This window comes from Nostoc sp. (assembly GCF_036919895.1).
In the GTDB taxonomy this organism is placed as follows: Bacteria; Cyanobacteriota; Cyanobacteriia; order Cyanobacteriales; family Nostocaceae; genus Nostoc.
Genome location: NZ_JBALBW010000093.1, coordinates 1 through 20,674, shown reverse-complemented (window position 1 = coordinate 20,674; position 20,674 = coordinate 1). Strand labels below are relative to the sequence as shown.

17 protein-coding genes, 1 tRNA gene and 1 riboswitch are annotated in these 20,674 nt (G+C 41.5%); of the genes, 9 read left to right on the top strand and 9 right to left on the bottom strand.

Annotated features, from left to right (window positions below):
* Positions 1-365 precede the first annotated feature (365 nt).
* From V7K55_RS18885 to fabI, 3 genes are all read right to left on the bottom strand, one after another.
* The gene (locus V7K55_RS18885) at positions 366-1,355 is read right to left on the bottom strand and encodes an ABC transporter ATP-binding protein (RefSeq protein ID WP_334834017.1); all 990 of its coding nucleotides are present in this window, start codon (positions 1,353-1,355) and stop codon (positions 366-368) included.
* A gap of 137 nt (positions 1,356-1,492) precedes the next feature.
* The gene (hisB, locus tag V7K55_RS18880) at positions 1,493-2,128 is read right to left on the bottom strand and encodes an imidazoleglycerol-phosphate dehydratase HisB (RefSeq protein WP_334834015.1); all 636 of its coding nucleotides are present in this window, start codon (positions 2,126-2,128) and stop codon (positions 1,493-1,495) included.
* A 115-nt stretch (positions 2,129-2,243) separates the two neighbouring features.
* Complete coding sequence (fabI, locus tag V7K55_RS18875) at positions 2,244-3,020, bottom strand: enoyl-ACP reductase FabI (RefSeq protein ID WP_334834013.1); 777 nt, start codon at positions 3,018-3,020, stop codon at positions 2,244-2,246.
* Between the two features lie 380 nt (positions 3,021-3,400).
* Here fabI and ntcA point away from each other — a divergent pair, with 380 nt between their 5' ends.
* The 3 genes from ntcA to V7K55_RS18860 all read left to right on the top strand — a co-directional run bounded on the left by ntcA (position 3,401) and on the right by V7K55_RS18860 (position 6,281).
* Complete coding sequence (ntcA, locus tag V7K55_RS18870; protein ID WP_008233817.1) at positions 3,401-4,072, top strand: global nitrogen regulator NtcA; 672 nt, start codon at positions 3,401-3,403, stop codon at positions 4,070-4,072.
* Positions 4,073-4,240: 168 nt separating this feature from the next.
* Entirely contained in the window at positions 4,241-5,731 is a 1,491-nt protein-coding gene (locus V7K55_RS18865; RefSeq protein ID WP_334834011.1) for a DUF3084 domain-containing protein, read from the top strand.
* A gap of 94 nt (positions 5,732-5,825) precedes the next feature.
* Complete coding sequence (locus V7K55_RS18860; protein WP_334834009.1) at positions 5,826-6,281, top strand: resolvase; 456 nt, start codon at positions 5,826-5,828, stop codon at positions 6,279-6,281.
* Positions 6,282-6,301: 20 nt separating this feature from the next.
* Here the strand turns inward: V7K55_RS18860 and V7K55_RS18855 are convergent, their stop codons facing one another.
* From V7K55_RS18855 to mrdA (V7K55_RS18845), 3 genes are all read right to left on the bottom strand, one after another.
* On the bottom strand, positions 6,302-7,480 hold the full coding sequence (locus V7K55_RS18855) for an EcsC family protein (RefSeq protein ID WP_334834007.1): 1,179 nt from the start codon (positions 7,478-7,480) through the stop codon (positions 6,302-6,304).
* Between the two features lie 197 nt (positions 7,481-7,677).
* Positions 7,678-9,498: a penicillin-binding protein 2 gene (mrdA, locus tag V7K55_RS18850; protein WP_334834005.1), complete on the bottom strand. Its 1,821-nt coding sequence runs from the start codon at positions 9,496-9,498 to the stop codon at positions 7,678-7,680.
* A gap of 226 nt (positions 9,499-9,724) precedes the next feature.
* A complete protein-coding gene (mrdA, locus tag V7K55_RS18845) occupies positions 9,725-11,572 on the bottom strand; it encodes a penicillin-binding protein 2 (RefSeq protein ID WP_334834003.1) in 1,848 nt (615 codons plus the stop codon).
* A gap of 202 nt (positions 11,573-11,774) precedes the next feature.
* On the opposite strand from mrdA (V7K55_RS18845), the gene V7K55_RS18840 reads away from it, so the two are divergent.
* Both V7K55_RS18840 and V7K55_RS18835 read left to right on the top strand, forming a co-directional pair.
* The gene (locus V7K55_RS18840; RefSeq protein ID WP_334834001.1) at positions 11,775-12,902 is read left to right on the top strand and encodes an ABC transporter ATP-binding protein; all 1,128 of its coding nucleotides are present in this window, start codon (positions 11,775-11,777) and stop codon (positions 12,900-12,902) included.
* Between the two features lie 139 nt (positions 12,903-13,041).
* Entirely contained in the window at positions 13,042-13,488 is a 447-nt protein-coding gene (locus V7K55_RS18835; RefSeq protein WP_334833999.1) for a hypothetical protein, read from the top strand.
* A gap of 147 nt (positions 13,489-13,635) precedes the next feature.
* On the opposite strand, the gene V7K55_RS18830 is transcribed toward V7K55_RS18835, so the two are convergent.
* The gene (locus V7K55_RS18830) at positions 13,636-14,409 is read right to left on the bottom strand and encodes an MlaE family ABC transporter permease (protein ID WP_334833997.1); all 774 of its coding nucleotides are present in this window, start codon (positions 14,407-14,409) and stop codon (positions 13,636-13,638) included.
* A 974-nt stretch (positions 14,410-15,383) separates the two neighbouring features.
* Here V7K55_RS18830 and V7K55_RS18825 point away from each other — a divergent pair.
* The 3 genes from V7K55_RS18825 to V7K55_RS18815 all read left to right on the top strand — a co-directional run bounded on the left by V7K55_RS18825 (position 15,384) and on the right by V7K55_RS18815 (position 18,788).
* Positions 15,384-16,811 carry a hypothetical protein gene (locus V7K55_RS18825; RefSeq protein WP_334833995.1) on the top strand — a complete coding sequence of 476 codons (1,428 nt, stop codon included), beginning with the start codon at positions 15,384-15,386 and terminating at the stop codon, positions 16,809-16,811.
* Between the two features lie 515 nt (positions 16,812-17,326).
* Entirely contained in the window at positions 17,327-17,542 is a 216-nt protein-coding gene (locus V7K55_RS18820; RefSeq protein ID WP_334833993.1) for a hypothetical protein, read from the top strand.
* 283 nt (positions 17,543-17,825) lie between these two features.
* The gene (locus V7K55_RS18815; protein WP_334833991.1) at positions 17,826-18,788 is read left to right on the top strand and encodes an extracellular catalytic domain type 1 short-chain-length polyhydroxyalkanoate depolymerase; all 963 of its coding nucleotides are present in this window, start codon (positions 17,826-17,828) and stop codon (positions 18,786-18,788) included.
* Between the two features lie 45 nt (positions 18,789-18,833).
* On the opposite strand, the gene V7K55_RS18810 is transcribed toward V7K55_RS18815, so the two are convergent.
* Positions 18,834-19,577: a cobalt-precorrin-6A reductase gene (locus V7K55_RS18810; RefSeq protein WP_334834110.1), complete on the bottom strand. Its 744-nt coding sequence runs from the start codon at positions 19,575-19,577 to the stop codon at positions 18,834-18,836.
* Positions 19,577-19,996 carry a DUF1636 family protein gene (locus tag V7K55_RS18805; RefSeq protein ID WP_334834108.1) on the bottom strand — a complete coding sequence of 140 codons (420 nt, stop codon included), beginning with the start codon at positions 19,994-19,996 and terminating at the stop codon, positions 19,577-19,579. Before V7K55_RS18805 ends, V7K55_RS18810 begins: the two co-directional genes overlap by 1 nt.
* 22 nt (positions 19,997-20,018) lie before the next feature.
* Positions 20,019-20,181: riboswitch (cobalamin riboswitch) on the bottom strand.
* Between the two features lie 165 nt (positions 20,182-20,346).
* On the opposite strand from V7K55_RS18805, the gene V7K55_RS18800 reads away from it, so the two are divergent.
* Positions 20,347-20,420: transfer RNA gene (locus V7K55_RS18800), tRNA-Val, on the top strand.
* The last annotated feature ends 254 nt before the right edge of the window (positions 20,421-20,674 follow it).

The window sequence follows — 20,674 nt, the reverse complement described above, 5'->3', positions numbered from 1 at the left end:
CGGAGGAAATTTGTTTATATAATTTGAATTTTTAGTGAAGTTAATTTAAAGTTAAGCAAACTTGAATATAGGAGTTATTACAAAATATTAGTAATTACGCAAATAAATGTAGTTTATACAATAAATTCTCCGTTAACTAATAAAATTTGCTTGTCAATGTCAATTTGATGACATTTGAACTATAGATTAGAATTTGCTACTAATATCAAAATCATGAGTAAGTTCATTAAATAAATACAAATAACTTTAAAAAGATATCGGAATTTGGTTTTTTGTAGGTTTACTTTGTCAAGTAAACTCAAAAATGCCAAAAGTTTGGATTTCTTTGCTCAAACAAGCCTAAAACTTACCACTTGGCAACGAAATTAATTAACTAAGTTGTTGTTATTTTTTCTTTCGATTTGTTGAATAAAAAACTCTTCTAGAGAGTAGCGCGACAAGTTCATGGCAATAATTTTACCTTCCATAAGACGAACACTAGCGAGGAAATCATAGTAATCGTCTTGTAGTGTACCTTGCCAGGAACCATCAGGTTCAAATCTGAGAGTGGGTATCCATTTTTTGAGAATTTCCCAGTCACCACCTTGACCCTTTACGTAATATGTGTTATTTACGCCTAAAAGTTCATTTAGGGAACCAGAGCAAATTAATTCACCTTGGGCGAGGATGGCAATGCGATCGCAAATCTGTTCTACTTCACTAAGAACGTGGCTATTAAAAAAAATCGTCTTCCCAGCAGCTTTGAGCGCCAGAATAATTTCTCGCATTTGGTAACGTCCCACCGGATCTAGACCAGACATTGGTTCATCGAGAAAAACCAAATCTGGCTCGTTAATTAGCGCCTGTGCCATGCCAACACGCTGTAGCATTCCTTTTGAGTAGCGGCGTAAAAGCTTTTTGCGGGCATCGGCTTGGGATAAACCCACTAATTCCAGCAGTTGGGGAATACGTTGGCGTTGGACACTTTGGGGAATTTGAAATAGTCCAGCAGCTAGCTGCAAAAATTCCCAGCCAGTGAGATAGTCATACAAATAGGGATTTTCTGGCAGATAGCCGATATGTTGCTTAACACTGCGATCGCCTATTGGCTTATCTAATAATAATCCCCGCCCAGAGGTGGGATTAATAATTCCCAGCAACAATTTTAAAAGGGTGGTTTTACCAGCACCGTTTGGCCCTAGCAAACCAAAGGTTTCGCCTTTGTAAACTGTTAAAGAACAGTTTTTGAGAGATACGACTTTTTGATTTAGCCAAAAACCAGTGCGATAGACTTTTCGCAACTCAGAAGTTAGGACTACTGGCGGAGTTTCTGTCGTATTAAGTTGAGAATCAGGGTCATCTGCAACAGACTTCATCTCGGTTCAACCACTAATTACCAGCTTAGGATTAATTACAAGTTACCCAGTAGCCTGATAATAACCATCACCGAGCGGTGTGTCAATTATTGGGGATTGGGTACTGGGGGAATAACAAATGCCCCATTTGACTCGTTTTATAGAACGCCTTTAGAACTGGGAATTAAGCCAGCACGACGGGGGTCAATTTCTACCGCTAGCCGTGTTGCTCTTGCAAAGGCTTTAAATGTCGCCTCAATGATGTGATGGGAATTAATGCCATCCAATTGTCGAATGTGTAGTGTCATCTGGCTATGGTTCGCGATCGCCACAAAGAACTCGCGCACAAGTTGGGTGTCATAAGTTCCTACACGCTGGGTAGGAATTTGCAAGCCGTAGCTGAGGTGAGGCCGTCCAGAAAAGTCTAGCGCTACCTGAACTAAGGCTTCATCCAATGGTGCAAGAAAATTACCAAAGCGGACAATACCTTTTCTGTCGCCTAGTGCTTGGTTGAAAGCTTGACCCAAGGTAATGCCTACATCTTCATTGGTATGATGGTCATCAATTTCCAAGTCTCCCTTGGCTTGGACATCTATATCAATCAGCCCGTGGGAGGCAATTTGATGCAACATGTGATCCAAAAACGGAATGCCTGTTGCTGCTGTGCAAGTTCCTCTACCATCGAGGTTGATGGTAACTTCCACATCAGTTTCACCAGTGGTACGGTGAACAGTGGCAATCCGAGGGGTTTTTGTTAACTGGTCGTAATTTGAATTAAGTTTGCTAATTTGCATTGGGAATTGGGAATTGGGAATGGGGCATGGGGCATGGGGCATTGGGCATGGGCAATAATTTTACTAATACTCAATACCCAATGCCCAATTCTTAATGCCCCATGCCCAAATTATCTTACATTCCCATAATTTCATATCCTGCATCTACATATAGAACTTGTCCGGTAATACCACTGGACAAATCACTACACAAGAAAGCGGCAGTATTCCCCACTTCTAGCTGAGTGACGGTACGGCGTAGGGGAGCCACTTCTTCTACATGATGAATCATATCCAAAATCCCGCCTACTGCTGAAGATGCTAAGGTGCGGATGGGGCCTGCGGAGATGGCATTGACGCGGATATTTTGCGGCCCTAGTTCAGCAGCTAGGTAGCGCACACTCATTTCTAATCCTGCCTTGGCAACTCCCATAACGTTGTAGTTGGGGATTGCTCTAACACCACCTAAATATGTCAAGGTAACGATACTTCCTCCCTCTGTCATCAAAGGTTTAGCTGCACCACTTAACTGCACCAGCGAGTAGGTACTGATTTCTAAGGCGGTGTTGAAGCCAGAACGAGAGGTTTGGCTAAAATCTCCAGTCAAATCGTCTTTGCTGGCAAAGGCCAAACAATGGATGAGGATGTCTAACTTCCCCCACTGTTCACGGATTGTTTTAAAGGTAGATTGAATCTGTTCCTCATCTTGGACATTACAGGGAAGAAATAAGCTTGGGTTTAGAGGTTCTACCAATTCCGCGACTTTTTTCTCCATTTTGCCGCGTTCATCCGGCAGATAGGTAATACCGAGGTTTGCTCCGGCTTTATGCAGCTGTTGGGCGATGCCCCAAGCGATCGAGCGGTTATTGGCAATACCTGTAACAAGAGCATTTTTTCCAGTCAGATTCAGCATAGAAATTATTAATGCGATCGATCATTAGGAGCATACTAGAATCTGAGGCACCTTTTGTCTTTCTTTTATACAGGATTTGCAAAAATGAATATTGAGAAGGGTGTTTGCTGTGACAAAAATCTTGATTTTTCCTAAAGATTTTCTCAAGATATCTTTATTTGTTCTTTAAAAAACCCTTTTGAATACAGCTATTGGAACTACTTATCAACAATTAGTAGCTGAAAGGATCAACAATTATGTATCATTATAAACAAAGAGTTATGAAGTGATTTGTTTGAGTATAGGAAAGTACAGAAAGGTTGACGGTGCTTTATTCATTTTTCAGGTGTATTCTTAGGTAATCAGTTTTTGTTTTTCCGGCATTGGGTAGGGGAAGGGAGATGATCGTGACACAAGATAAAGCCCTAGCAAATGTATTTCGTCAGATGGCGACCGGGGCGTTTCCGCCAGTTGTGGAAACGTTTGAACGCAATAAAACGATCTTTTTTCCTGGCGATCCTGCCGAACGAGTTTATTTTCTTTTGAAAGGTGCTGTTAAGCTTTCTAGGGTGTACGAGGCAGGAGAGGAAATAACAGTAGCATTGCTTCGGGAAAATAGTGTTTTTGGTGTTTTGTCATTGCTGACAGGAAATAAGTCGGATAGGTTTTACCATTCGGTTGCATTTACGCCTGTGGAATTACTGTCAGCCCCAATTGAACAAGTAGAGCAAGCACTCAAGGAAAATCCAGAATTATCAATGTTAATGCTGCGGGGTCTGTCTTCGCGCATTTTACAAACAGAGATGATGATTGAAACTCTCGCTCACCGAGATATGGGTTCCAGATTGGTGAGTTTTTTGTTAATTCTTTGTCGGGATTTTGGCGTTCCTTGTGCTGATGGGATCACTATCGATCTGAAGTTATCTCATCAAGCGATCGCAGAAGCAATTGGTTCAACTCGTGTTACCGTTACTAGGCTATTAGGGGATTTGCGTGAAAAGAAGATGATTTCGATCCACAAAAAGAAGATTACTGTGCATAAACCTGTTACCTTAAGTAGGCAATTCACATAAAATCAATGGGAGAAAGGGGAATCGGCGCGTGTTCTATTTTGAAAAATGACACTAATAGCTAGAGGTAAATCTAAAATTGAATAATTTCAGCTATTGCCAATTTCCACTTCTTTCCAGACAATGCTTAAAAGTAGTAGGCTGTATCTGGAAGGATTTCGGTAGCTAAAGATGACCACCGGATACATCCTCATCGCAGCAATTTTAATCTTGGGAGGCGTAATTGCCACCGTGGGCGATCGCATCGGCACACGAGTTGGCAAAGCCCGCCTCTCACTTTTTAAGCTTCGTCCCAAAAATACTGCTGTAGTAGTAACTATTTTTACGGGCGGTTTGATTTCAGCATCAACTTTAGGGATTTTATTCGCTGCTGATGAAGGCTTGCGAAAGGGAGTCTTTGAATTAGAAGATATTCAAACAGACCTCAGACAGAAGCGGGAACAGCTAAAAACCGCAGAAACTCAGAAAAGTCAGGTAGAAAGTGAGCTAAATCAAGCCAGAGTTGCCCAAACAAAAGCACAACAAGACTTACAAGCAATTAATAAATCTTTACAGGCGGCTAATGCCAAACAACTCCAAACACAAGCTCAGTTGAACCGCACCATTAGTCAACAAGCCCAAACTCAAACTCAACTGCAACGCACTCAAGGTCAGCTAGGACAAGTTGTAACTCAATACCAAAAAGCTATAGCTGAGTTGCAAAGCGTTTCCACTCAGAGAAAAGAGCTACAGGCGGCAGTTGAACTACTAAAGACAGAACGACAACGACTGTACGCTGAAGCGAAAAAAGCCATTGACGAAGCCAAAACAGCTATTGACAAACGCGATCGCGAACTTGCTAACCGTCAAGAAGCTATAGAAGTGCGCGATCAAAAAATTGGCCAACTCGATCAATTGATTCAAAAGCGGAATGTAGAAGTTGCAGCCCGAGAGGAAGTGATCGCCAAACGGGAATCGCGCCTGAAAGAATTGGAAGCACAACAAGAGCAACTAGAACTGGAAGTTGCAAGGTTAGAAAAATATTATCAGTCTTACCGCGACCTGCGTCTAGGTAAGCTGGCCTTAGTTCGCGGTCAAGTTCTATCTGCTGCTGTAATTCGTGTTACCCAACCTGCTGCTGCTCGTCAGGCTGTGGTACAACTTTTACAAGAAGCTAATCGCAACGCCAACCTCGAATTAAGTGAGCCTGGGGCAAATCCTGCAAATGTAGAGCTACTGCGCGTGACTCAGGATAGAGTTGACCAATTGAGCAAGCAGATTAGCGATGGTCAAGAATATGTGGTACGAATTTTCTCGGCTGGGAACTACGTCAGGGGAGAAAAGCAGATAGAGTTTTTCGCTGATACAGCCCGAAATCAATTAGTTTTTTCGGGAGGTGCAGTGCTAGCAACAACTACTGCCGATTCCAAAACTATGACATCCTATCAGTTACAGCAACGGCTGGAAATACTAATTTCTGCTTCCCAATTTCGGGCCCGTAATGCCGGAATTATCGAAAATGTGCAAGTAGAAGGGACTTTTCTGCGCTTTGTCGCCCAACTAAGACAGTACAATCAACCCTTGGAGATCAAAGCGATCGCAGCAGAGGACACTTATACAGCCGGGCCATTGAGAGTAAAATTAGTGGCAATAGTCAACGGACAAATAATTTTTAGTACTTAAAACATTATTTGTACACTAAGATTTAAACATATTTGAACAGCAGCTAAAATGCTCACTGTTATTGTATTTCTTAATTTTGAATTTTGAATTTCTTATGACTTTCCGCGAATTTTCACCAACGCAACCAGTCATATTGGGCTTTGATCCAGGTCGAGATAAGTGTGGTTTAGCGGTGATGGGACTGGATCGGCAATTGTATTATCATCAGGTCGCATTAGCAAAAGAAGCGATCGCTACCATTGAGACCCTGCGTCAAAGGTTTCCGATCTCCTTAATGGTGATGGGAGATCAAACTACAGCCAAAGAGTGGAGACAGAAATTGTATCAGGAATTGGCAGAACCTCTGAGTATTATTTTAGTCGATGAGCGCTATACAACCTTAGAAGCACGCGATCGCTATTGGCAAATGTTCCCCCCAAAAGGGCTAATAAAGCTATTGCCACAAGGTCTGCGACAACCACCAAGACCGATAGATGACATTGTTGCCATCCTCTTAATCGAAAGATACTTAAATCGGCTTACTGAATCAGCAGTGAGGAGTTATGAGTGAGGAGTTACGCCTAATGTGAATTAAATAGGTTGAGACTGGAAAGTGAGAACATCAATATCAAATTTCCTCGCGATCGCTGCGATTATTTCTTGCTCAAGTGGTGTAGTCTGATTGTCAAGCTGGGCAATTTTGTGACACTGAGCCAGCAAAGGTATGGCGAAATCGCGATTCAGCTGATTAAGCAGTATATCTAAAGACTTTGGTGATTTGATATTTTGGGCAATGGCATCCAACGAGGTAGGACTGAGTTTTACAGCTTGTAATTCCGGCAAAATTTCTTCCAAAGTCTTGTCTGGATGGCTAGCAAGGATCATGTGAACTAAAATTTGATCCATAACGGCTTCTTGAGCGATCGCACTTTCTAAATACTTTTCACTTTCTGCTTTTAATGTTTTTAGAGTCTGTGGGGATGCGAGGGAAATTGATTCATTTAGCTTGGCTTCGTAAAATCGACAAGCAGCATAGCCCAATGAATAGATCATCGTCGCATTTGAACTAGCTGCGATCGCAGCACCCGCCAAGGGGACATTTCGTAACAAGCCTAATCCTGCAGCTTTCAAAAGACGACCTCCACCCAAAGCCAGACCAAAAATTGCCAAAATTTCACCTTTACGGGCAGGATCTTTTAAATCTAGCCCGTAGACTGATGCAATTTGATAAAGCATTTCTGACTGCAATTTGGTTGTCGCTGTTAAATCAATTGCTAACAAGGCAACTGCTATTCCTGGCAAAATACTAGTTGCTAGTCCAACTGTACCTGCTTGAGTCGCTTTTTCCACCATGATTCGGTGAGCAATCTGGCTAGGTAATTCATTAGGATAGTTTTTCTTAAGCTTGTTTACCTCCGCTTCTGCTTTTTCCAAATCAACAAGGTTATTATCAGCAATCAGCCAATTTAGATTAAACACTCCAGAGAGTTTTCTAATCAACCAGTTTTCGCTGAGGCTATCCACCACCTGACCACTGGTTTTAGTTGTTTCCTCAATGAATTTATGTGTTTGTTTTGCTGTTGCTTCTCCCACTTCTATTGCTGTGTCTAAAACTGCTTTGCCAGTCTGAGCAACAGTTGTAACAAAAGACTCTAATACAGACGGTTCATTTTCTACTGATGATTGAGCCTGGATTTTTATTTCTGAAGTTTCTTCGGGTGAATTAGTTGATTTATTCACTACTATTTCTTGTTGGGGTTGGTCTGCCATGAATTGACACCATCTTCTAGAGCCTCTCTAAAGTTGTAGCGAATTATAAACGGCCATACATCTCTCTATAAACGTAAATCTCAGCGAAGTGTCTCCGGTTTTACTACTTCTGAATGGTTGTATTTCTTCCCAAAGCAACAAGTCTTCAATCACAAATGAGGTAGAGAAGAGAATAATAAATTCCCCATTCCCCAATTTCATGCTTTCTTAGGCGCTGGTTTCTGATACTTACCTGGATACTTGCGCTGAAAATATTCTTCCATAATTTGTAAAATCATTGGCGCAGCAATGCTCCCACCACCACCACCAGAATGTTCAGCAAAAGCCACGATCGCAATTTCTGGTTGTTCAGCAGGTGCATAAGCACCAAACCAAGCGTGATTTTGCTTAACACGACCTTTCCAGGCTTCAGCAGTACCACTCTTACCAGCGACTGGAGGAACTGTTGGCTGCTTCAAAACTTTGCCAGTCCCTTCAGCTACTACTTTCCGCAGTCCCTGACGGAGAATACTTATGGTTGTTGGTTTTATATTTAAAGATTCTCGCCAGCTTTTTGCTTCTTCGTTGTCTTTAAGCAAATGCGGCTGGATTCGGTAGCCACCATTAGCGGGTACGGCAAACATGACGGCGACTTGCAGAGGTGTTGTTTGTAAAGCACCTTGACCAATTGACATATTAATACTGTCGCCTACAGTCCAAGGTATTTTCCAAGCTTTCTGCTTCCATGCTTCATCTGGTACTAAACCTGTTGCTTCTTCGTTGGCAAACTCAAATCCGGTTTTTTTACCAAATCCATATTTGCGAGTCCATTCAATTAAAGTTGGGCCGCCGACTCCGCGACCAATTTGATAGAAGAAGGTATCACTACTCCACTGTAATGCCCCGACAAAACCCAACGGCCCGAATCCGGCGTGATTCCATTCACCAAATCGAGTCCCGCCAAAACTTAAGGAACCGTAGGTTTGCAAGACTGTGCTAGGAGAAAATTTACCCGATTCTAGACCGGCTGTGGTGGTGACAATTTTGAAAGTGCTAGCGGGTGGAAAGGCGCTGAGGGCGCGATTTACTAAGGGATGATCTGCACCTTGCACAATTTTCCAATCTTTTTGGGTGAGTTTCTGCTTCGAGAAAAGATTGGGGTCAAAGGTGGGGTGAGACACCATTGCTAAAACCGCACCACTCTTTGGGTCAAGGGCCACGATCGCACCATCGCGATCGCTCAAAGCTTTTTTTGCTGTCTTTTGCATATTTAAATCTATGGTCAAGTGCAAATCTTTACCAGCTTTCGCCTGCTTCTCACCTAAAACCCTAAGCGGCCGACCTGCACCATCCACTTCTACCTGCTGACCACCCCATTCGCCCCGCAGAGTTTTCTCATAAGCTTTTTCAACTCCCATTTGACCAATCACATCACCTAATCGGTAGCCTTCCTGCTTCTTTTCTTTTAACTGGTTGGCAGTCAGTTCTCGTGTATACCCCAATACATGTGCTAATTCCTTGCCGTGGGGGTAGTAGCGAACGGCTTCTGTATGAATTTCTACGTCTTTAAGTTCGGTTTGATACTCCTTCAATGCCGTAATTTGCGCTTCATTCAAGTCGCGGGCAATTCGGATCAGTGAAGAAGAGTTAGCGCCTGCTTCTTCTAATTTCTTTTCCATCTCTTCTTGAGAAACTTCCAGAATTTCAGATAGACGCGCCCCCACGACTGACCACGCAGGCTTTGTATGTGCCATCGGCCATAAATATATAGAACGAGGATAGCGAGTACTAGCTAAAAGTTTACCATTGCGGTCAAAAATATTGCCCCGTTCTGGTTGTTTGGGAATCATCCGAATTCGATTTGACTCGGCTCGTTTTCGGTGGTTCGTTCCTTCAGTAATTTGCAAATATGCCAAACGAGCGCTGATTCCCGTCATCATCAATAGAGTAAATATAATTAAAAATATTGGCTGGAAACTCTGTCCAACTGTACGTGTATTTTTTTTTCCACCAAGTAGAGATGGTTTCAATATAGCCATAAGACAAAGAAGATTTCAAAATTAAGATTATCTGCAAACAACTCTGCTAAATTCTTAGCAAGTATTTAACCACAAACTAATCGGCAGTGATTAATTATTTTCAATTGATCCCATAGGTCTAAAACCCTTATGCAATAGTAATTACAAATTACGGATTACGTTAGCGAGTCATTATTCGCTTTTAGCGTCTCGTAGAGAGCGTCATTACGAATTACGCAAAGCGCTACTAGTCTCCAGTGCCATGTCCTGAATTCTGAGTTTTAGCTTCTGATGGATCGGGCTGAGGTTTTTTATACTTACCTGGATACTTATGCTGAAAATAAGCTTCTAGCACTTGTAAAACCATCGGCCCACAAATAGTACCGCCATGTTCGCCGGAGTTTTCACCAAAGGCCACAACTGCTATTTCCGGCTTATTACTTGGGGCATAAGCACCAAACCAAGTATGATTTGGGCGACCGGCACCAGCTTCAGCAGTGCCACTTTTTCCAGAGGCTGGGGCAATTGTAGGCACATCCAAGTGTTTGCCAGTCCCCTCACTCACCACCCTCCGCAGTCCATCGCGGAGAACTTTAATAGTTTCTGGCTTCATGTTTAAAGATTCTCGCCAATTTTTTGCTTCTTCGTTGTCTTTAAGCAAATGCGGCTGAACTCGATACCCGCCATTAGCAGGGACAGAAAACATAATCGCCGATTGTAGCGGTGTCACTTGTAAAGCGCCTTGACCAATTGACATATTAATGGTGTCGCCTACAGTCCAAGGTGTCCTCAAAACTTTCTGCTTCCATATTTCATCTGGAACCAAGCCTATTGATTCTTCGTTAGGAAATTCAATGCCAGTTCTTTGACCAAATCCATATTTGCGGCTCCATTTGATTAAAGTTGGGCCACCGACTTTTCTACCAACTTGATAGAAGAAAGTGTCACTACTCATAGCTAGCGCTCTAGGAAATCCTAATGGCCCGAATCCGGCGTGGTTCCACTCACCAAAAGTCACCCCACCAACGGTAAGGGAACCAAAGGTTTGTAATATTGAGCCAGGAGAAAATTCACCTGATTCGAGTCCGGCTGTTGTAGTCACAATTTTGAATGTACTGGCGGGTGGAAAAGCACTCAAAGCCCGATTGACTAAGGGATGATCTTTACCTTGCAAGCTTTCCCAATCTTTCTGGGAGAGTTTTTGTTTGGAGAAAATATTCGGGTCAAAGGTGGGGTAAGATACCAATGCTAAAACAGCACCGTTGTTTGGGTCTAGTGCTACGATCGCACCTCGTTGATTTCCCAAAGCTTTTTCTGCTGCCTTCTGCACATCCAAATCTATGGTCAAGTGCAAATCATTACCAGCTTTTGCCTGTTTTTCGCCCAAAACCCTGATTGGTCTACCTGCACCATCTACTTCCACTTGCTGACCGCCCCATTCGCCTCGTAACACTTTCTCATAAGCTTTTTCCACCCCCATCTGACCGATGACATCTCCTAGTCGATAGCCTTCCTGTTTCTTGTCCTTTAACTGGTCGGCGGTCAACTCTCGCGTATAACCTAATACGTGCGCCAATTCTTTACCGTGAGGATAATAACGGACAGAATCTGTATTAATTTCCACTTCTGGGAGTTCATTTTTATACTCCTTTAGTGCCGTAATTTCTGCTTCATTGAGATCGCGGGCGACTCGGATGAGTGAAGAAGAATTAGCACCTGCTTGTTCTAATTTCTTTTCCATCTCATCTTGCGAAATGTTGAGAATTTGCGCTAGACGCGGGCCGACTACAGACCAAGAAGGCTTAGTATGTGCCATCGGCCACAAATATACAGAGCTAGGATAGCGAGTACTGGCTAAAAGTTTGCCGTTGCGGTCAAAAATATTTCCCCGTTCTGGTTGTTTAAGAATCATCCGAATTCGGTTCGCTTCGGCTCTTTCCCGGAGTTTTGGCCCTTCAACAATTTGCAAATATGCCAAACGCGACCCAATGCCAGCGATCATTAATAGGGTAAATACGATTAAAAATATTGATTGCAAACCATGTCCAACTGTACGTGTATCTTTTTTGCTGCCAATTGATGGGAATAAAGACATAAGACAAAGAATGATTATAAGAGCGGTATTATTTGTACACAATTACCCTAAACTCATCCCCAGTCATGGGTATGAAAGAATCGGGCGAGTATATTCTTGAACAATTGTTTTTGGCGGATACAATAAACCAAAGTGTCAAATCTAGTCTGCCCAATAGACTACTGACAAAATTACGTAAGATCACGGCATTCTACTAAGGATTATGGCTCAAATTTTCATCCAGAATCAGAGGGGGATAACAACTTTTCAGCCACTTGATGTTGAACTGCGTAATGTGTTCAAGTTTTTTAACCAAGAACCAGCAGTACATGGAATAGATTTGGATGTCAGACAGGGAGAATTTTTTAGTATTTTAGGCCCCTCCGGTTGTGGGAAAACAACAACACTGCGCTTAATTGCTGGCTTTGAAATCGCTGATGCTGGCAAAGTATTGATTCAGGGTCAGTCTATGACTAATGTGCCGCCTTACCGCCGACCCGTCAATACTGTATTTCAAAGTTACGCTCTATTCAACCACCTGAATGTCTGGGATAACATCGCCTTTGGACTGCGGCTAAAAAAAATCCCCAAATCAGAAATTGAAATTAGAGTTCAAGAAGCTTTAAGAAGAGTGAAAATGGAAAGTTTGCGATCGCGTTTTCCTAGTCAACTTTCTGGTGGACAACAGCAGCGAGTCGCCTTAGCAAGGGCCTTAGTCAACCGTCCCACCGTTGTCCTACTGGATGAACCTTTAGGGGCGTTAGATTTAAAACTCCGTAAAGAAATGCAGGTTGAGTTATCAAATTTACACAAAGACTTAGGAGTAACCTTTGTGATGGTGACACATGACCAACAAGAAGCATTATCTTTGAGCGATCGCATTGCTGTCATGAACCAAGGCAAAATTGAACAAGTTGGCACTCCTAGTCAAATTTACGAACATCCCCAGACATCTTTTGTTGCTGATTTTATTGGCGATACTAATTTATTCAGTGGTGAAATTGTCGCGGTAGATTCCTCTAATATTAAAATTTCAACAAAAACAGGACTCTCAATTATCATTAGCCGCACTGAAGATACGCCATCTCAGTTATCACAAGGAGTAGTAGTGAGTGTGCGCCCAGAAAAAATACAGCTTTCCCTTTATCCACCTAATTTGCCAGCTAACTCTTTTGAAGGAAGGCTTGTGAATGTTATGTATTTGGGCACACACGTTAATTATGTTGTGGAATTAACAAATGGTATTAGCATAAATGTATTGCAACCTAATACTTTTGGTGCTTTACCAGACCGCGATACACCTATCTACGCTTGGTGGGCAGAAAATGATTGTTTAGCTATTAGTCAATAGTTATAATAATTTGCCTTCGATAGGACTCGTATTTGATTGCGTGAAAAAACTCATTACAACTCAAAGAGCCTTTTTTCCCGTTGCCTTTCAACTGTTAAGCCAAGTAAGTTCAGAGACCTTGTACTAGGAATATTAACCCATGTCAATTTTGAAAAGAGTTCCTTGGGTGTCCCTGGCACTAGTACTGCTTAGTTACAGTACCTTGGGTTGGGTAATATCTGAAACACACGCGCCTCTATTTGTGTGGGTGCAAACTGTGGTTGGTATTTTGCTTTTAATAGTGACGTTGACCACTCCTTGGCCGAAAATGACATATTACCTCAATACTTTGCTTAAATCAAATGTTAGGTCTTTCGGCGTTGCCGTTTTAGCAGCGTTCTTATTTTTTATAATGATTGCCTGGTTTGGGGTATTTCTTGATACTTTACTCATCATTTCAGCAACTATATTAGTCAGAATAGACTTTCAAAAAGCAGGTCTTAGGCAAGGGTTAGCCTTTTTGACTACATCTATCTTTTCATTGATAGGTTTAGCTTTGGGTGCGCTAATCTACAAGTTAATATATTCCCAAATTCCGCTAATATGATGAAGTATACCCAAAAAAGCTCGTGATGCCTACGGCGGGCTGCGCCAACATTTAACAACTAAAAATTGCTTACCTAAATATTTATTTATACTTAAGATTCCCAACTTTTTCACGAGGTTGGGAATCCTTTTTTATACTTACTTAGATTTAAAATGCAGGCTGTTCAAATAGCAATAAAGAAAGGAAAAAATCCATGACAAAAATGGATACCCAACTAGTAACAACTGCTTTTGTTGCCGATTCTCCTACTTCCTTAGCTCCACCCTTAGTAGTTAAACCCCAACTACAACCAATCACAGCAACCAGCACTCCAAAAATAAACCCTTTTAGCAAAATAATAAATAAATCTGATGGTTGTAAAAAATTTCTGACTGATTCTAAAAATGTTTCAGGAACAATTTTGTAAAACTGGAATGCAGCAAAAATTCCGCCGAAGATACCAGTTACTAAAGCCAAAATCGTCATCAGAGGCACCATCAAACTACAAGCAATTACTCTAGGAAGTACTAGATAATCAATTGGATCGGTTTTCAGCATATAAAGTGCATCGATTTGCTCTGTTACCCGCATTGCACCTATTTCTGCTGCAAAAGCAGAACCGACTTGTCCCGCCATAATACTAGCGGTTAAAATTGGAGCCAATTCTCTACAAAAAGCTAAGGCAAAAGCACCTCCCACAGCATTTTCAGCCCCAAATCGGACTAATTCTCTCGCTGTCTGAATAGTAAAAATCATTCCTGCAAAACCGCTAACAAGGAGAACTGGAGAGATAGAACCGGGCCCAGCAGTCACTAGATGTTGCAGAATTTTGCGGTAGTAAGTTTTTCCCTGGAGTAAATGTAGCCACACTTGACCGAAAAGCAGCACTGCCGCACAACAGCGTGCAATCTCAGATTGGTCAAAATTTGTTTTTGGTCGCAATTTTATCGTCCTTAAGACTGGCTTTTTTTACAAATATTGTTATTTATATCAATTCTCCAAAATAAGACTACAGATACAAATGGTGGAAACCCAGCCAGATGTAATCTGACTTTCTCAATTACGTAGACGCACGAAGTGCGGCTTCCCGCAGGGTATTACGAATTGGTATTAGCGTATGGTACATGAACACAATCAAGTTTGAGACTTTTTTTCTGCTAAATACTAAAGTGTCTAACTGGTATTTTATTTTTATGTGAGTCCCTAATTTTTCTTAAATAATTTTTTATGATCGGGGTAAAATCAGTAGTACTAATATCGCTTTTAATACTTAATTTATCCGTGACATATCCGGCTTTTGCATCTGTATGCCGCAATTACGAGGTTGACGACAGACTACACCAACACCACCAGATTTGCATTATCAGCATAAACCGAAGTGCTAAAAATTACTGGCAATATAGAGCAACCGTTAGTGTCGATGGGGTAAAAAGACCGACTGAGGTTTACAATTGTCGTGAACGAGTTAAGGTTCAAGATAATGGGACTATTTTGCCCTTTGAGCAAAAAGATCCTGGTGAGATGATATGTAGCTTTTTTAATTCTTCTCGGCAGTAAATACGCGCCAGATAATAAAGACGGTGAAACCTAGATAGGCGAATACTGTTAGCCATTCTTGCCAGCTACCGAATGCATTATTCATCAGCAAAAGTCGGAAAATTAATATTTTTCAATCCTACACGCTGATGCGACCAGTGGCTTGCTACATTTTGAGATATAAAGGAAGACTACTCAATAATTCTTAGCTAATTTTCAGGAATTGATAACAGCCAAGTGGGATTGCGTAATTTCTCAGTTGTAGCCAAGCAATTTAGCAGCACTTGCTCGGGCTGTCTGCGTATTAAATCAAACTATTGTTCAGAAACTTTTAAGTTATTTTATCGGTCTGGTTGTCCAAATTCTGCAAAAATCAGCCAATGTTATCTACTGCTCAAGGTATTCCCGGATTACCCGATTTGACGCATCCGATTGAGCTTGTTCAATTTGGAACCCAGGCGCTCAAAGCTTCACTGTTATTAGTATTTTTGATCGTAGCTTTAGGAATTGCGATCGCACTAATAAGTTTTTCGCTGCGTCGCAATCAGCCAGAACAACTTATATTCATTGGCGAATGGGCTGTTGGTTATTCCCAACTGTTGCGAGGATTACAGCATTTAACTCTAGTATTAGTTCTGTTAATACCAGGATTTTTTCTCTGTTCAACTTTGAGCAATCGCTACCACTACTGGGAACAAGCAAGGGTAGCTCAAGTGACTGAAAGTGTTGCAGGTGAAAAGCTCGAACAACTTGCGCCCCAAGTCCGCTACACTATCCAGGAGCCATACTCATATAACACTCAAGTCGGTGGCAAAATAGTTAAGGTAAATGAGACACGAGAGATTAACCGCTTCTTGACGTTGGCTGGTTCGCAAATTCAAGTCAAGCTTGACCAAAGTGTAGATGTTCCAGGTCGTAGCTCAATTTATTCGGCAGATTATACTGCCGATTATAAAGTAATTAACCAACTCAAGGATATTAATAATTTTTTCTTTGAAGCACCACCACCCAACGGCTACATACTGCTGAAGAGCTACAGAATCGAGCGTGACGGGACTAGATTACAACAAATCAATCCAGAAGACTATGGTTTTCCCTTCCGGCTGCAACCAGGAGAGGAAACCACCTTTCGAGTCACCTATCAGGCTAGAGGTGGGCCTCGCTGGGTTTATAGTGCAGGGGGACAGATTTTATCTAACTTCCGCCTTACAGCAATTGCTAACTTTGCTCCCGCTAATTTTGCCAGTGGTATTAAACCTGATGAGATTAAATCTGACGGAAGCAGTACGCAATTTACTTGGAAATTTGACGAGAATGTTTCAGTCAAAAATCCATTTGGAGTGTTTACCAACACCGAACCGATTCGGAATACGGGGGTAATTCCGCGTCTTTTATTACTAGCACCAGCAATATTTTTGTGGTGGATATTGTTGTTATATTTGTCACTGCCAATGAGTTTCAAAAATGTGGCGATCGCTGCTAGTATTTTCTTTGCTTGTCTATTGATTTTGACCTATCTGGCTCGTGTCATCAATGCTCAGTTGGCTTGGACTTTAATTTCCATCATCTTACTAATTTTGACATGGGGATTGGGAGCCAGTCGCAGTGCTTCTCTGGCTGCAATTATCTGCACTATTGCTGGAGCAGTATTACCCGTCTTTGGATTATTAGTACCCTACAGCGGCCTCACCCTTAGCCTAGCGGGTTTACTTTCAGCCGTTTGGCTAGCAGTTCGTCACTGGTATGGGTGGTACACTTTGCATCCAGAAGACCGAAGATTGCAGACTCAAAAAAATGCTCAAGATTAGTTGATTTCGCTATGATTAGCGAAATTTTAGCAAATAGTATTTATGGATAACGATTTACTGGCTTTCTTGATGGGTGCTGGATTACTTGTCCTCTATCTCATCTTTTCTGCATTGACTGAAATGGGAACTAAATTGCCTTGGAAGAAATAAGATCATGGGGCAATGAAGTTGGTAAAGGTAGCACTTTTACGTCACTCTGCTGTTATTTGAGACTTTCCAAAATCCTAATTTAGAAATTGCCTATTACGTAAGTATGACTTTAGTCATGCTTAAATTATGACTTTATTACCATTTATGTTTCTATTTAGTGTTTTAAACTCAAAGTGACACATCAATCTTAATTGAGTTGTAAGACAAATAAGATTCCCTCCGAATTGAGGATCACTTTTCTTAATGGAAAAATCCTGATTAAAAAGGGATATTCAAATATTGTTTGTCTAGATAAAAGGTAGAACATAAATCATTTAGGAATGTTGTAGTCAAGTAAACAAAAATAATTGATAGGAGATTAAATAATGAAGCGGATTTTTGTTGGTACTTTACTTGCTTTACCACTTATAATTGGTTCCTTGCCATCACAGGCATCGGCAGCAGAGATCATTGTCAGACCTGGTGTTCAGAGACATAATGTGGCTAGGCGTTATGTTGTTCACAAAAAGTTAATTCCTGGTCATTGGGAAAGAACAAGATCCGGCCGTCGTTGGGTTCCTGCTCACTACGTAAGAGTTTAATATATCTGCTGCATTTAGTAGTGATGTTGTAATCGACTTCTTGCAAAAATACCAATTCTCTAAGAAGCTGCACTAAACTCCCCTTGGTCAAACTTGGGGTAAAATTACATTGTTCGATGCAGCCTCACAAATAATCGGCATAAGTTTGATTACTTTTAGCTGATTAGCATGATTAAAACTAACACTTTAGAAAGAGTGTTAGTTTTAATTTTATCCTACTTCAGATAATAGACAAAATACACTAATTATAGTAAAACTATTCTTATCGAATTATTAAACAAATATGAATATATATCATAGCTGTCAATACTTTAAGAAAATTATTACTTTCTTGCTTGTAATTAGTTTAGTAACAGGCTGCAATTCAATCAAAGCGGATGAAATAGATACCTCTCAACCCAAAATATTGAGTGGTGATAATTATGGACAGATAGATAATCAAGGAAGATTACGCACTTACTATTTTTACACTCCAAAATCTTACGATCCAAACCACCCAATGCCATTAGTTTTAGTATTTCATGGAGATGCTGGTAGTGGTCATTCGATTAGTGATGTTACGCGCTTTAATAATTTAGCAGAGCAAAAAGGATTTATTGTTGTTTATCCAGATGGAATTAATCAAAAATGGAGCCTTAGAGGTAATTCTCAAGGAAAGATAGATGATGTTTTATTCGTCAGTGCTTTAATCGATCATCTGAAGCAAGAAATAAATATTGATAGTCATAAAATCTATGCCACTGGTTTTTCTAGAGGCGGAATACTTACCCAAGCTTTAGCATGTAAGCTATCTGATAAAATAGCCGCTTTTGCATCAGTAGCTGGCTCTCTTCCAGTTCGGCTCAAACCTAATTGCCAACCTCAGACTCCGATCTCAATGATGATCGTTAACGGTACAAACGATCGAGATGTTCTTTATGAAGGTGATGACCACACTCAACGAGGAGCGCTTGTTTCTATTTCAGACATGGTAAGCTTTTGGCGATCGCACGATCGATGTATTTCACCCACCGCATCGCCACTGCTTTCTGACACAAACTCTAGCAAAAGCTCAAAAGTCAAAACTACTCAGTACTCAAATTGTAGTGGCAACTCAGAGGTCTTACAGTTAGCTGTAGTAGATGGGGGACATTTTTGGCCTGGTGGTGCTTCAACCGATCCGAACCTAAATAAATTCAATGCTAAACTTGGCTTGAATGCCAGTCAGACCATTTGGGACTTTTTTCAACGCCACAGTTTATCTTAAAGTTGACTAAAGAAAATTCCCGATCGAAGCTTTTGCCTGATTGGACTAATCGTGCAACTTGTCAAATAGCCATGCCAAAACACCATCAACATCAGGAACTTGTTCCCCTGGCGGTATAGCTGGACGCTTTACCATAACAACCTTCACACCCAGTTCTCGCGCTGCAACAATTTTGGGCTTTGTTGCATAGCCACCGCTATTTTTGCTCACGATGGTATCAATATTATTATCAATCAGGATTTGCCTTTCATTATTGAGGGTAAAGGGCCCGCGATCGCACAATATCCTTCCTGCGGGTACTAAAGCATCATCAATGGGAGGGTCAATCATCCGCATCAGAAACCAAATTTTCCCTAGGTGAGCAAAGGCGGCTAGTTCTTGCCTCCCAACTGTCAAAAATACTCGCTGTCCCTGGTTTTGCAGAGATGTGGCGGCGGCTTCAACGCTCTCAACTTCAATCCAGCGATCGCCACTTTCTTTTTCCCAAGGCGGGCGAATTAACATTAGATGGGCTATTCCGACTTCAGTTGCAGCATCTGCTGCATTGAAGGAAATCTGACTCGCGAAAGGATGAGTTGCATCAATTAACAAGTCGATTTGCATTTGACGCAAATAGCTAGCCAATCCCGCCACACCACCAAAGCCTCCAACCCGGAAATCGCCCAACGGAATTGAAGGTTCACGGGTACGACCAGCTAGAGACGTGATTGCTTCTAAGCCTTGAATAGTCGCCACTTTAGCAGCTAGTTCTGCGGCATCTCCCGTTCCACCCAGAATTAAAAGGCGCATCATTGAGATAAAGGTGGAATCTTTGCCAAAATGCCCTTTTTCAGCGCTTCTGGGCGTTCTGACCAAGGCAGTAAACCATCTGCCTTGACATAGTATTGACTAGCGCATTCTAGTACCGCAGATGCACTACCATCAACGGCTAAATCGCCAAACAAATATGTTAATTTACCTTTGGCAGTAAAGGCAACTACACAAGAACGATTGCAAGCACTCATGCATTCAACTTCTTGAATTTGGAATTCATCTCGTAAGTTCCAATCTTGTGCAAGCTGCTGAAGTTGGTTTAGAAGTTTTTGACCACCACTTTCACCTAAGCGTTTTCCCTCTTGCCAAACGCTAGCACAAGTTTTGCAAACAAATAAAGTATGGTCAGCAACACCCAAGGGATTCGTTGGGGAAATATTTACAGTAGTAGTCATCTGTACCTCGCAGAGATGTGGAACTGTTAAATCTATTTCGGCGGGCATCCTGACTCACTCAATTTGGAATTTTAGATTACATCTCAAATTTGTTCACAGTTGCTCCCAAGCGCCGGATTTGCACCGAACTTTCCCGTTACCTCTGGTAGATGCTCCCCACCAGAACCGAATCACCTTATCGATCGTACACTAGGGTCACTTGAAAAAGAATTCAGAATGGGGGTTTAGCCCATTCTGGCTACTGACTGTTGAATTCTGTTTGATAATAAACTTCGCCTGATTTGGGTCTTTTTGTATTTTTCTTGCTCGATTCAAGAAGTATATGCTATTATTTATAATCGTGTGGTTAAGGACGTATAGCTCAGTTGGTTAGAGCGCTACGTTGACATCGTAGAGGTCACTGGTTCGAATCCAGTTACGTCCATTCTTGTACAGTGACTAATTATTTGTCGTCGTTGATAGATAATTAGTGTCGTTGTGACTAATTATCTGTCTTTGTAACAAGTTAATGTTATTTAAGCGCATCATAAAAAATTGAGTCCATTTGTTGCCTGCTTTAGATGACTTTTTAGAAAAACTCTGGATATACAGCACTTTGCGTGACTAACTAGTACAGTAGCAGCAGTGAGAAAAATAGTTTTGGAGTTGCTTGCTTGAGCATAAGAGGACTCCTAGTGA

Bases quoted from the DNA above. Each gene is read 5' to 3' on its own strand.
- V7K55_RS18885 (WP_334834017.1), bottom strand. From the start codon at position 1,355: ATGAAGTCTGTTGCAGATGACCCTGATTCTCAACTTAATACGACAGAA.
- hisB (WP_334834015.1), bottom strand. From the start codon at position 2,128: ATGCAAATTAGCAAACTTAATTCAAATTACGACCAGTTAACAAAAACC.
- fabI (WP_334834013.1), bottom strand. From the start codon at position 3,020: ATGCTGAATCTGACTGGAAAAAATGCTCTTGTTACAGGTATTGCCAAT.
- ntcA (WP_008233817.1), top strand. From the start codon at position 3,401: ATGATCGTGACACAAGATAAAGCCCTAGCAAATGTATTTCGTCAGATG.
- V7K55_RS18865 (WP_334834011.1), top strand. From the start codon at position 4,241: ATGACCACCGGATACATCCTCATCGCAGCAATTTTAATCTTGGGAGGC.
- V7K55_RS18860 (WP_334834009.1), top strand. From the start codon at position 5,826: ATGACTTTCCGCGAATTTTCACCAACGCAACCAGTCATATTGGGCTTT.
- V7K55_RS18855 (WP_334834007.1), bottom strand. From the start codon at position 7,480: ATGGCAGACCAACCCCAACAAGAAATAGTAGTGAATAAATCAACTAAT.
- mrdA (WP_334834005.1), bottom strand. From the start codon at position 9,498: ATGGCTATATTGAAACCATCTCTACTTGGTGGAAAAAAAAATACACGT.
- mrdA (WP_334834003.1), bottom strand. From the start codon at position 11,572: ATGTCTTTATTCCCATCAATTGGCAGCAAAAAAGATACACGTACAGTT.
- V7K55_RS18840 (WP_334834001.1), top strand. From the start codon at position 11,775: ATGGCTCAAATTTTCATCCAGAATCAGAGGGGGATAACAACTTTTCAG.
- V7K55_RS18835 (WP_334833999.1), top strand. From the start codon at position 13,042: ATGTCAATTTTGAAAAGAGTTCCTTGGGTGTCCCTGGCACTAGTACTG.
- V7K55_RS18825 (WP_334833995.1), top strand. From the start codon at position 15,384: ATGTTATCTACTGCTCAAGGTATTCCCGGATTACCCGATTTGACGCAT.
- V7K55_RS18820 (WP_334833993.1), top strand. From the start codon at position 17,327: ATGAAGCGGATTTTTGTTGGTACTTTACTTGCTTTACCACTTATAATT.
- V7K55_RS18815 (WP_334833991.1), top strand. From the start codon at position 17,826: ATGAATATATATCATAGCTGTCAATACTTTAAGAAAATTATTACTTTC.
- V7K55_RS18810 (WP_334834110.1), bottom strand. From the start codon at position 19,577: ATGCGCCTTTTAATTCTGGGTGGAACGGGAGATGCCGCAGAACTAGCT.
- V7K55_RS18805 (WP_334834108.1), bottom strand. From the start codon at position 19,996: ATGACTACTACTGTAAATATTTCCCCAACGAATCCCTTGGGTGTTGCT.